This is a genomic window from Methylobacterium sp. EM32, assembly GCF_040593685.1.
Lineage (GTDB): Bacteria > Pseudomonadota > Alphaproteobacteria > Rhizobiales > Beijerinckiaceae > Methylobacterium.
This window is the reverse complement of sequence record NZ_JBEXZS010000041.1, coordinates 65017-75762: the sequence shown is the minus strand read 5'-3', so window position 1 is coordinate 75762 and position 10746 is coordinate 65017. Positions and strand designations below refer to the sequence as shown.

Annotated in this window: 14 protein-coding genes; 7 read left to right on the top strand and 7 right to left on the bottom strand. The window is 72.5% G+C overall.

Annotation, left to right across the window (positions count from 1 at the left end):
• The first annotated feature begins 139 nt into the window (after window positions 1-139).
• Complete coding sequence (locus tag ABZT49_RS06605) at window positions 140-1006, top strand: dienelactone hydrolase family protein (protein ID WP_355284605.1); 867 nt, start codon at window positions 140-142, stop codon at window positions 1004-1006.
• A gap of 1 nt (window position 1007) precedes the next feature.
• On the opposite strand, the gene ABZT49_RS06600 is transcribed toward ABZT49_RS06605, so the two are convergent.
• From ABZT49_RS06600 to ABZT49_RS06590, 3 genes are all read right to left on the bottom strand, one after another.
• Entirely contained in the window at window positions 1008-1316 is a 309-nt protein-coding gene (locus ABZT49_RS06600; protein WP_355284602.1) for a phage holin family protein, read from the bottom strand.
• Between the two features lie 126 nt (window positions 1317-1442).
• Window positions 1443-1922 carry a nuclear transport factor 2 family protein gene (locus tag ABZT49_RS06595; RefSeq protein ID WP_355284598.1) on the bottom strand — a complete coding sequence of 160 codons (480 nt, stop codon included), beginning with the start codon at window positions 1920-1922 and terminating at the stop codon, window positions 1443-1445.
• 146 nt (window positions 1923-2068) lie between these two features.
• Window positions 2069-2353 (bottom strand): hypothetical protein, encoded by a 285-nt coding sequence (locus tag ABZT49_RS06590; RefSeq protein ID WP_355284595.1) that lies wholly within the window; start codon window positions 2351-2353, stop codon window positions 2069-2071.
• 224 nt (window positions 2354-2577) lie between these two features.
• On the opposite strand from ABZT49_RS06590, the gene ABZT49_RS06585 reads away from it, so the two are divergent.
• Both ABZT49_RS06585 and ABZT49_RS06580 read left to right on the top strand, forming a co-directional pair.
• Complete coding sequence (locus ABZT49_RS06585) at window positions 2578-3201, top strand: acyl-homoserine-lactone synthase (protein ID WP_355284592.1); 624 nt, start codon at window positions 2578-2580, stop codon at window positions 3199-3201.
• Window positions 3202-3390: 189 nt separating this feature from the next.
• Window positions 3391-3699, top strand: a complete 309-nt coding sequence (locus ABZT49_RS06580) for a hypothetical protein (protein ID WP_355284589.1) — start codon at window positions 3391-3393, stop codon at window positions 3697-3699.
• Between the two features lie 133 nt (window positions 3700-3832).
• Here ABZT49_RS06580 and ABZT49_RS06575 read toward each other — a convergent pair whose 3' ends face one another.
• Window positions 3833-4570: a helix-turn-helix transcriptional regulator gene (locus tag ABZT49_RS06575; protein WP_355284586.1), complete on the bottom strand. Its 738-nt coding sequence runs from the start codon at window positions 4568-4570 to the stop codon at window positions 3833-3835.
• 209 nt (window positions 4571-4779) lie between these two features.
• Here ABZT49_RS06575 and ABZT49_RS06570 point away from each other — a divergent pair, with 209 nt between their 5' ends.
• The gene (locus ABZT49_RS06570) at window positions 4780-5103 is read left to right on the top strand and encodes a DUF1127 domain-containing protein (protein WP_355284583.1); all 324 of its coding nucleotides are present in this window, start codon (window positions 4780-4782) and stop codon (window positions 5101-5103) included.
• Between the two features lie 222 nt (window positions 5104-5325).
• On the top strand, window positions 5326-6042 hold the full coding sequence (locus ABZT49_RS06565; protein WP_407943451.1) for a cell wall hydrolase: 717 nt from the start codon (window positions 5326-5328) through the stop codon (window positions 6040-6042).
• Between the two features lie 13 nt (window positions 6043-6055).
• On the opposite strand, the gene ABZT49_RS06560 is transcribed toward ABZT49_RS06565, so the two are convergent.
• Window positions 6056-6841 carry an ABC transporter permease gene (locus tag ABZT49_RS06560; protein WP_355284580.1) on the bottom strand — a complete coding sequence of 262 codons (786 nt, stop codon included), beginning with the start codon at window positions 6839-6841 and terminating at the stop codon, window positions 6056-6058.
• 10 nt (window positions 6842-6851) lie between these two features.
• Window positions 6852-7442 carry an ABC transporter ATP-binding protein gene (locus tag ABZT49_RS06555; protein WP_355284578.1) on the bottom strand — a complete coding sequence of 197 codons (591 nt, stop codon included), beginning with the start codon at window positions 7440-7442 and terminating at the stop codon, window positions 6852-6854.
• Between the two features lie 189 nt (window positions 7443-7631).
• Between ABZT49_RS06555 and ABZT49_RS06550 the strand changes: the two genes are divergently transcribed.
• Entirely contained in the window at window positions 7632-9023 is a 1392-nt protein-coding gene (locus tag ABZT49_RS06550) for an MFS transporter (protein ID WP_355284619.1), read from the top strand.
• Window positions 9024-9063: 40 nt separating this feature from the next.
• On the opposite strand, the gene ABZT49_RS06545 is transcribed toward ABZT49_RS06550, so the two are convergent.
• Window positions 9064-9573: a hypothetical protein gene (locus tag ABZT49_RS06545; protein ID WP_355284575.1), complete on the bottom strand. Its 510-nt coding sequence runs from the start codon at window positions 9571-9573 to the stop codon at window positions 9064-9066.
• A 242-nt stretch (window positions 9574-9815) separates the two neighbouring features.
• On the opposite strand from ABZT49_RS06545, the gene ABZT49_RS06540 reads away from it, so the two are divergent.
• Window positions 9816-10730, top strand: coding sequence for a manganese catalase family protein (locus tag ABZT49_RS06540; protein ID WP_355284572.1), 915 nt, complete (start codon window positions 9816-9818; stop codon window positions 10728-10730).
• The last annotated feature ends 16 nt before the right edge of the window (window positions 10731-10746 follow it).

Genomic DNA, 10746 nt, shown 5'->3' with positions numbered 1-10746 from the left:
AGGGCTGCACCGCCGCGACGCCATCGCGGCGGTACGAAAACGTTTTCTCATGTTGCGGCGCACACGGCAATCGATTGCAGCGCACAACGGCCATGCTCGCGGCGCATGACCGCGATTTCGCGTGCCTCTCGGAGGACGAATGGCCGGGCTTCGACGCCGCACCCACGCCGCACGCGCCGCTTCTCGACGCGCCCCTTGGCGTACCATCACCGCCGCTGCGGCTCTTCTCGCCACGCTGACGACCGCGCGGGCGGAGCCCGTCTCCGTCACCCTCCCGGGTCCGGGCGGGATCGCGCTCCAGGGCAAGCTTTACCGGCCCACCGGCGCGGGCCCGTTCCCGGCGGTCGTCGCGCTGCACGGCTGCGGCGGCCTGTATGACCGGAGCGGCGCGCTCACCGGGCGGCACGCCGACTGGGGTGAGCGCCTGGCGGCGCAGGGCTTCCTGGTGCTGTTTCCCGACAGCTTCGGCTCCCGCGGCCTCGGCCCGCAATGCCGGGTCTCCCAGCGCGAGATCCGCCCCGGCCGCGAGCGCGTGGCGGATGCCGAGGCCGCCGGGACCTGGCTGCGCGGCCGGCCCGACGTGCGGCCGGATGCGGTCTCGCTGCTCGGCTGGTCCAACGGCGGCTCGACGGTGCTGGCGGCGGTCCGGGCCGGCCGATCCACGCCCTTCGCCCGCGCCGTCGCGTTCTATCCGGGCTGCCGCACCGCCCTGGAGCGGGGCTGGCGCGACCGCACGCCGCTTCTCATCCTGGTCGGCGGCGCCGACGACTGGACCGGCGCCGAGCCCTGCCGCGCCCTGGCGGAGGAGGCGAGAGGCCGGGGCGAGCCGGTCGAGATCACGGTCTACCCGGGCGCGGTCCACGATTTCGACGCGCCTGACTCAGCCGTCCGCGAGCGGCGCGGCCTCGCCTACACGGTCAACCGGGACGGCATTGCCCATACGGGGATCGATCCGGCGGCACGGGCCGACGCGCTGGCCCGCGTCCCGGCCTATCTCGCGCAGTAGCCTACCGCCGCAGGTCCATCTTCCGCAGGCCCCACCACGTGAGCAGGACGGCCGCGAAGGCGAAGGGTGCCGCCCCGATCACCGCGGCGACCGCCTCCGAGCCGATCAAGGCCGCCAGCCCCTTCACCAGGGCCATCAGCAGCAGGAACCCGCTGACGCAGGCGAAGAGCAGGATCGCGCCACCCCACAGGGTCCAGCCCGAGACGACCCGGACGATCCGGTCGACCTCGTCGGAGAACAGCGTGATCTCCTTGACGGCCAGGGTGCTGGCGAGGCGGACGGCCTCGATTACCAGCCTGATCGTGCTCACCTGCCGGTCGGACCGCACCGCCCACGCTCCCGCTCCGCCGCGACCGGGCATCGGTGCGGCGAGCGAAAACGCCCGAGCTTGGCCGTCGTTCCGGATGTGCTTGCCAGCTCTGTTGGCCGGATCTCCTCAGGCGGGCTTGAGCGGGGTGCTCTGCCGGGCGAGCAGCCGCCACTGGCCCCCGTCCTTCAGCCAGACCTGCAGCACCGCGATGTAGGAGCGGCCGGTCTCGCCGTTGGGCAGGATGTCGGCGCCGTCCCAGACGTGGCGCACCAGGGCGTTGTCGCCGACGACCTGGATCCACTGCTCGGAGAAGGTCAGCGACTTGTAGTTGGTCTTGCCGGCGAGGCTGGCGATGAACTGGGGCTTGGTCTCGATCTTGCGGCCGCTGGAATGGCCGTAGCTCATCTGCGGATGGGTGAGGGCGTCGAGCGCCTTGGCGTCGCCCTCCACGATCGCGACGCGCAGGGCCTCGAGCTGGCGGGCCACCGCCTCGCTCTCGTCCGCGGCCCGCGCCGTGCCCGTCCCGGCCGCCAGCGCCGGCATCGCCAGACCCGCCGTCAGGCCCGCCAGCAGCACCCGCCGCGAGCAGTTCTCCGTCTCCGCCATGTGCGTCCTCCCGTGCGCACGGTCGCCGGCGGGTTGATCCCGCCGGCGCCGTCCATCCCGAGCTTATCCCGCGGACCGGGCCCTCGCCACCGGGACGTCGCGAACGGAGATGCGGATTTCGTCCCGCGGGACGAGCGATCCGCCGGTCAGCGGCGGTAGGGGGCCGCGCTCCCGGCGGCATCGGGGCCGCCGGCGGCGGCGCGGGCCGCATCGAGCTCCCCCTGGCAGGGCGGGCTGACGCTGGCATAGTTCCGGCGCAGGCACGCCTCGATGCGCCGCGTGTTGGGCACGTCGTTCGCGCACAGCGTCATGGCGTCCGTCATGCAGGCCAGGCGCTGCCGCTCGGTCCCTTGCGCACTCGCCCGCCCGACGGGCGCCAGAAGCGCGACGGCCGCCGCCAGGGCGATGGTGCGGGTCAACGGCATCGACATTCGACCTCTCCGGCTCATTCCGGCGAGTCAACACCAAGCCTGGCCTCCCGGTTCGCGCCGCGGTGGATTGCATGGCCGGCAGGGCCGGCCCGGGATTGCATGGCCGGCAGGGCCGGCCCGCCGCGCCGCGCGGGCCCGCCCGGGACCGGGTTCCTAGGAAATTCCCCAGTACGGCCGAGCCGTCAGAGCATGGACAAGGGGTCCGAGACCAGGAGCCCTTTCCCATGATCCACGTCGTCACCGCCGCCAACCAGGACCGCTACGCCGCCGAGATGGAGGAGGTCTGGCGCCTGCGCCACAAGGTCTTCGTCGAGGAGAAGGGGTGGAACGCCCTGCGCCGCCCGGACGGGCGCGAGATCGACCAGTTCGACACCGCCCACGCCGCCCATTTCCTGGCGATCGAGAACGGCCAGGTGATCGGCTACAGCCGGCTCCTGCCGACGACCCGGCCACACCTTCTCTCGGACGTGCTGCCGGAGCTGTGCGAGGGCGACCGGCCGGCCGGCCCGCAGATCTGGGAATGGACCCGCCAGGCGGTGGCGCCGGGCCACCGCACCCGCGGCAAGAACCATCCGGTCACCCTCCAGGTGATGACCGGCATCGTCGAGTGGGGCCTGGAGAACGGGGTGACGTGCTTCCTCGCCCAGATGCCGATCCTCTACCTGCTCCACGTCCTCCAGCTGCATTTCCGGGCGGTGCCGCTCGGCGTGCCGGCGGAGATCGACGGCGAGCGCATCATCGCGGTGGAGGCCCGCTTCGACGCCCGCACCCTGCGCAAGCTGCAGGAGATCCGGGGCACCAAGGCCTCGGTCCTGGCCCCGACCTCGCCGACCTACCTGATGGCCTGATCCTGCTTCCGGAGGATTCCTTCCGGAAGTGGGATCACAAGCCCGCGCGACGCTTGAGCGAAGCCGGTTTCCGCATCGCGACAGCGATCCGACAGGATCGCCTGAAGCGATCCATCGGAAACCGTATGACACGGCCGCCCCGACATGCCGCGCCAGCGACGGCGCGAGAGACGAGAGACGAGAGAGATCATGACCAGCCGCACCCCGCCGACGATCGACGAGATGGCCGACATCCTGCCGCCCCTGGTCCGGGCGCTCAGCGACATCGTCGGCATGATGGAGGGCCTGGTGGACGTGGCCTGCCACGCCACCAACGTCCAGGAGAGCACGGCCGACACCCTGGCCGATCTCGGCGACACCCTGACCGAGTACGCCCACACCCTCATGCGGGAGGCGACGGAGCGCCGCCGCACCGGCCGCGGCAACACGCCCCTCGGCAGTCCCCTGGCGCTGCAGACCGCCTCCGCGACGTCCGATGACGCCCGGCCGGCGGCGTGAGACGAGTTCCCGACGGTCGCGTCCGGAACTCGTCGCGCAAGCCCGCGCGGCACCTGAGCGAAACCGATTTCCGCATCGCGATGCGATCCGGCAGGATCGCGTGAAGCGATCAATCGGAAATCCCATGAGACGGTCAGGCCGCGTCGCCGCAGGCGCAAGGACGCCCGTAGCCGAAGGCCCGGCCCAGGGCGAGGCGCCCGGCCGGCGTCACCGCGACGGCCCGGCTGCCCTCGCTCCGGCGCAGCCAGTCGCGGTCGAGGCAGGTCGCCAGCAGGGCTGCGCCGAGGGCGCCGGCGATGTGGGGCCGGCGCTCGCTCCAGTCGAGGCAGGGGCGGCAGAAGACCCGCCGGCGAGGGCGATTCGTCTCGGACGCCGCGGCGAGATCGACCCCGAGGCCGCGCAGGAACTCCTCGCCCGAAGGCGTGAGGGCACCGCCATCCTCGCCGAGCTCGACCGCGCCGCGCGCCACGAGGGAATCCGCCATCGCGACGGCGAGGCGGCCGGCGAGGTGGTCGTAGCAGGTCCGGGCCTCGCGCAGGGCGGCGTCCCGGGGGCCGGGAGGCCGGGCGGACGGCCGGGCGGGGGCCGGCGTCGCGCCGGCGGCCACCGCCATCACGCCCTCCAGCATCCGCGCCACCGCCGGGGAGGCGAGGCGGTGGTAGCGGTGGCGCCCCTGGCGCGCGACCGTGAGGAGGCCGGCCTCCGCGAGCTGCGCGAGATGGCCGCTCGCGGTCTGCGGCGTCACGCCGGCGGCGCGGGCGAGTTCCGACGCGGTCAGCGCCCGTCCGTCCATCAGCACGGCCAGCATGCCGGCGCGGGCCGGATCGCCCACCAGGGCGGCGGTGCGGGCGAAGGCGGAGATGGTCACCATGACGGGCTCCTTACGGATGAATCCTCAAGGAGGATCCTCGGGGCAGGCTCCCCAAATTCCTCATCGTCTATTCCTCACGTTCTAGAGCAGGGCGAGGCCCGACGCTTCGGCCCCGGCCGAATCATGGGATCGGCCGTTTCGGCCGGGGCCGAAGCACGCGGTCCGGCGGGTGGGCGAGGATCGCCCATCCCCACCGGAAACCGCCCGCCATGCCGCCGCTGATTCGCCGCCTCCTCGTCCTCTGCCGCTCGAGCGCCCCCGGGAGCGGTCCGCCCGGGGAGGGCGGCCTGGCGCGACTCCTGCGTCACCGCCGCGACCGCACGCGGTTGTCCGGCCTCGACGACAGGTTGCTGCGTGACATGGGCCTGCGCCGCGAGGTCTCGCCGGCCGGCCTCGACTTCGTGCCCCTGTCCTCGACCGATCCGGGCGGGAGGCCGGATCTCGCGACATCGCCGCAGGACTGCCGGAACCGGCGCGGAGGCGGGTCCGAGGCGTCGTCGCCACACGGCCGCGCTGCCCTCGACTGGCCATGATCGGGCCGTGATCGTGCCGCCGTTCCGGGGCCTCTAGGCCGGGATCGCGATGGTGAGCCGGCGGTGTTTCCCGTTTGCATCACGTCGCTTGTATCTGACTGGCAACCGGGACGATTGGTTTACGAACCGTATCCGTGCCCCGTCTTCGCCACATTCCGCCCCAAGCTTGACCTGGAGCGCGGCCATACCGGCCGTGCCCGGCAATGCACGACAGGGGCCTGCATGACGCGGAACCGGACTTTCCCCATCACCGCCGCCCTGGCGGTTCTCGCCACGGCGCCGCATCTCGGTGCCTGCAGCCTGATGCCGGCCGGGGTCGACACGACGGGAAGCCTTCCGGACCGCAAGCAGCTCGCCGCCGTCACCAGCGCCGACCGGGACTGCCTCGCCCGCGCGATGTACTTCGAGTCCAACCGCTCGAGCGAGGAGGGTCTGCTCGCGGTCGGCACCGTGGTGATGAACCGGCTCGAGGCGCCGGCCTACCCGAACTCGATCTGCGGCGTCGTCGGCCAGAAGCGCCAGTTCGCCACCGGCGTGCTGCACAAGCCGATGCGCGACAAGGAGCGCGAGAAGGCGGTGCAGGTCGCCGACGCGATCCTCGCCGGTGAGCGCCACGAGAAGGTCGGCGGCGCGATGTTCTTCCACACCGCCGGCTACACCTTCTCCTACCGCAACATGCACTACGTCGCGCTGGCGGGCGGCAACGCCTTCTACGAGAAGCGCCCGTGGTACGACCGCGAGGGCGCGACGCCGCGCCGGGTCCCGTCCGCCGCGACCCAGCTCGCCCAGCTCCAGTCCGGCTCCGCCGGCAGCGCCCGCTGGACCTCGCACCCGGTCCGGGTCGCGCGCACCACCCAGCAGACCCCGCTCGCCGAGCTCGGCCCCGCCCGCAACATCTGCCGCGTCGCCGCCGCCGAGACCGGCCGCAGCCCGGGTTAAACCCTACGGGGCATCACGCCAGCCGGTCGAGCCGCAGGCGGTGGCGCGCGTCGGTGAGCCGGCGCGACGCGGCGAGGACCGCCCCCGTCACCCCGAGGCCGCTCGCGCCCGCCAGCAGGAACAGGATCAGGATCTGCGACGCGGCCGCGCCCTGCGGGTCCTGCCCGGCGAGGATCTGGCCGGTCATCATCCCCGGCAGCGTGATCAATCCGGCCGCCGCCATCTGGTTGAGCACCGGGATCAGCCCGGCCCGGATCGCGCTGCGCACGAGCGGCGCCAGCGCCTCGTCCCGGGTGGCGCCGAGCGCCAGGCGCGCCTCGATCCCCGCCCGCTCGCGCCGCACGGCGCCCGTGAAGCCGTTGAGCCCGATCGCGATCCCGCTCATCACCGAGCCCAGCACGATCCCGGCGAGCGGGATCAGCGCGTGCGGGTCCCACCACGGATGCGGGCGCAACGCCGAGAGGCCAACCGCGACGGCGATCACCGTCGCCCCCGCCGTGACGGCGCCGCCGAGCGCGTAGCGCCACGGCCCCCGCAGGGGCCGCTCCTGCCGGGCGCCGATCTCGTAGGCGGCGGCGAGCGCCATCACGACGACTACCCCGACCACTGGTCCCGGCGCGCCGAGGCCGAACACCGTGCGCAACACCAGCCCGACCAGGGTGAGCTGCGCCACCAGCCGGCAGGCCGCGACCAGGATCGTACGGGCGAGCCCGAGCCCGAGCGCCGCTGACAGGGCGGCATTGACGAGGACGAAGCCCGCCCCGAGGGCGAGGTCGAGCGGGCCGGGCGACGGAATCATGCCGGTTCGATCATAGGGGGCGCCCGCCCGCCACCGCGAGCCGGCGGGTCGTCAGGCGCGCCACCTGCGCGGGATCGTGCGAGACGAGGACGACGATCAGGCCGGCGGCGCGGCGGCCTTCGATCACCGCCTCGGCGCCCCGGACGCTCGCGGGATCGAGTGAGGCGGTCGGCTCGTCGAGGAGCAGCACGCGGGGATGGCCTGCGAGCGCCCGCAGCAGGGCGAGGCGCTGGCGCTCGCCGGTGGAGAGCCGCGCCACCGGCCAGCCAAAGACCTCCGGCGGCAGGAGCAGGGCCGCCCGCTCCGCGGCGAGGCGGGCAGGGGCATCGGCGGAAAAGTGCTCGGCCACGCCCTCGGCCCACCAGCCTGGTTCGGCGGCGAGGTAGGTCACCTGCCGGCGCCAGAGCGGGGCTGCCATCGCCTCCCGGTCGGTCCCGTCGAGGCTGACCCGGCCCTCGGACGGGTCGAGATCGGCAATCATGCGCAAGAGCACGCTCTTGCCCGCCCCCGACGGGCCCGTGACCGCGCAGACCTCGCCCGCTTCCAGCACGAGGTCGAAGGGCCCGAAACGGTCGCGGCGGAGGGACTCGATGCGGAGCATGGGCGGGACGGGCGCGGATCTCGTCCGGTGTGCGGGAGAGGTGCGCGGAACGCAACGGCTGCGCTGCGGTTTGAGTGTGCCACGGATGAATCGGGAGGATGCCACGTGGCTGCAGGAGATTTGGCAGCAGCAGCGGGAACGGCGCAGAGCGCCGGCACGGGCGTGGTGCGCAGCGACGTGCCGGCCCGGATGGACCGGCTGCCCTGGAGCCGCTTCCACCTGCTCCTCGTCGTCGCGCTCGGCATCACCTGGGTGCTCGACGGGCTCGAGGTCACCATCGTCGGGGCGATCGGCCCGGTCCTGCAGGACAAGCGGGCGCTCGGCCTGACGATCCAGCAGATCGGCGGGGCGGCCTCGTTCTACGTCGTCGGCGCGGTCGTCGGCGCCCTGGTCTTCGGCTGGCTCACCGACCGGTTCGGCCGCCGCCTCGTCTTCTACGCCACGCTGATGATCTATGTCGGCGGCGTCATCGCCAGCGCGCTCGCCTGGGATTTCTGGAGCTTCGCGCTGTTTCGCCTCGTCACCGGCCTCGGCATCGGCGGCGAATACGCGGCGATCAACTCGGCGATCGACGAGCTGATCCCGGCCAAGTACCGCGGCCGGGTCGACCTCATCGTCAACGGCAGCTTCTGGCTCGGCGCCGCGGCCGGCGCCGGCGCCTCGCTCCTGCTGCTGGATCCCAACCTGCTCGACCCGGATTTCGGCTGGCGCCTCGGCTTCGGCATCGGCGGCGTGCTCGGCCTCGGCATCCTGTTCCTGCGCCGCTACGTGCCCGAGAGCCCGCGCTGGCTCGTCACCCACGGCCGCGAGGAGGAGGCCGAGCGCACGGTGGCGGAGATCGAGCGCACGGTCGAGGCCGAGACGGGGAAGAAGCTCCCGAAGGCCGAGGGCATCCTCGAGGTGCACCCCAAGAAGAGCTTCGGCTTCGGCGAGATCTTCGATTCGATGGTGCACAAGCACCGTGGCCGCAGCATCCTGGCCCTGGTGCTGATGATCGCCCAGGCCTTCCTGTTCAACGCGGTGTTCTTCACCTACGGGCTGGTCCTGGCGAAGTTCTACGGCGTGCCGGAGAACCGCGCCGGCGTGTTCCTGGTGCCCCTCGCCATCGGCAACTTCCTGGGGCCTGTGCTGCTCGGCCACTTCTTCGACACGGTCGGCCGACGCCGGATGATCGCCGGCACCTTCGCGTTGAGCGGGCTGCTGCTGCTCGCGACGGCCGTGGTGTTCGGCCTCGACCTGTTCACCGCCTGGACCCAGACCTTCGCGTGGATCGCGATCTTCTTCGTCGCCTCGGCGGCCGCAAGCTCGGCCTACCTCACGGCGAGCGAGATCTTTCCGCTGGAGACCCGGGCGCTCGCCATCGCGGTGTTCTACGCGCTCGGCACCGGCGCCGGCGGCGTGATGGCGCCGTGGCTGTTCACCCACCTGATCGAATCCGGCCAGCACTGGGCGCTCGCCGGGGGCTACGCGGGGGCCGCTCTGCTCCTCGTGATCGCCGCGGTGACGGAGTGGAAGCTGGGTGTCGATGCGGAGGGCAAGTCGCTGGAGAGCATCGCGGATCCGCTGTCGAAGGCGGGGTGAGCGCCGTCGGCGCCGGCCCCGCCCGTGAGAGGCGCCGGATTCAGTGCAGGGCCGCCGGCCGCTCTGCCTCCTCGGGCTGAACCGCCGCCTCGTCGACGAGCGCCGCGCGGATGCGGGCGAGGCGCAGCTCGGCCGCCTCGCGGCCGGCCTCGGCGGCGGCGATGGCCGCGCGGGCGGCGGCGGCGTCGGCCATCACCTCGGCCAGGCGCTCCTCCAGGCGGCGCAGCCGGGCCCGCTCGGCGGACAGCTTGGCCTCGGCCGCGCCGGCCTGGCCCTGCGCCTCCGCGGCGGCCCTCTCGGCCTCGGCCGCGACCTTTTCGGCCTCGGCGGCGCTTCTCTCAGCCTCGGCGGCGGCCTGACGGGCCTCGGCCGTCTCGTCCGCGGCGGCCTGCAGCGCCTCCTCGACCCGTTCCAGCAGGGTGCCGACCTCGCGGCTGAGCCGGTCGGCCCGGGCCTCGGCCGCGACGGCGCGGGCGGTGGTCGCGCGCACGGTCTCGGTCGCGCGGCGCAGCAGGTTCAGGATGGTGCCGGTATCGATCGGGGTAGCCATGGGATCCGGTATCGTGCTGTCCGGGATTCGGGCGGCGATTCTCAAGGGGCGCCCGCCGGTGCGTTGCGGTCAAGGCCCATCGCGACGCTTCCCACACGCGCCGGCTCCCTGCGGCGCGGATGCGCCACTCCGAGGGGCTGCCCCCTGCGACCGATGCGCCTGGGGAGTATGCGTCGGCGGAACCCATCATGGATCAAAGCGATGCTCCCGGGGACTATCCCCGAGCGAGAAGGTGCCGTGCCATGTTCATGAGGATCGACCGCCTGCAGGCCGAGCTGCCGCAGCCCAAGAGGCCCGACCCGAATGCCGCCGCCGCCCTGCAGGAGCTGCTCGGGGGCAAGTACGGCGAGATGTCGACGCTCGGCAACTACATGTTCCAGAGCTTCAATTTTCGCGACAAGTCGAAGCTGCGGCCGTTCTACAGCCTGGTCTCGAGCATCTTCATGGAGGAGCTCGGCCACGTCGAGCTGGTCTCGACCGGCGTGTCGATGCTCAACAACGGCCCCGGCGACCCGACGCCGGACGTCGACGTGTCGAAGGCCCCCTTCCACGACATGCAGGACGTGCGGCTCGCCGGCAGCTTCCTCAGCAACGGCGGCGGCGCGATGCCGATGAATTCCAATGCCGCGTCGTGGAACATGGACATGGTCACCACGACCGGGAACATCATCATCGACCTCCTGCACAACTTCCACCTCGAATGCGGCGCGCGCATCCACAAGCTGCGCGTCTACGAGACCCTGAAGGACCCGACCGGGCGCGAGGTCTGCGGCTACCTGCTGGTGCGCGGCTCGGTGCACGCCCACGCCTACGCGCTGGCGCTGAAGAAGCTCACCGGCGTCGCCATCGAGCAGATGCTGCCGACGCCCAACATCAACCTCGACCGCATCCCCGAGTGCCAGAAATACCTGCAGGAGGGCAGCCACCGCCGGCTCTACCGCTTCAACTCGCCGGATTACCAGGAAGCGGCCGGCGTGTGGTCGAACGACGAGGTGGCCCTGCCGGGCGATCCGCCGGGCAACCTCGAAGTGGTCGACGGCGCGCCCGAGGGCGGCAAGATCCCGGAGCTCGACGGCAATTACGGCGCCTTCGCGCCGAACTACAAGCCGGAGGAGATCTTCGAGATCGCGAGCAAGCTCTACAAGAAGAGCCGCTGAGCACGTGTTCGGGGCC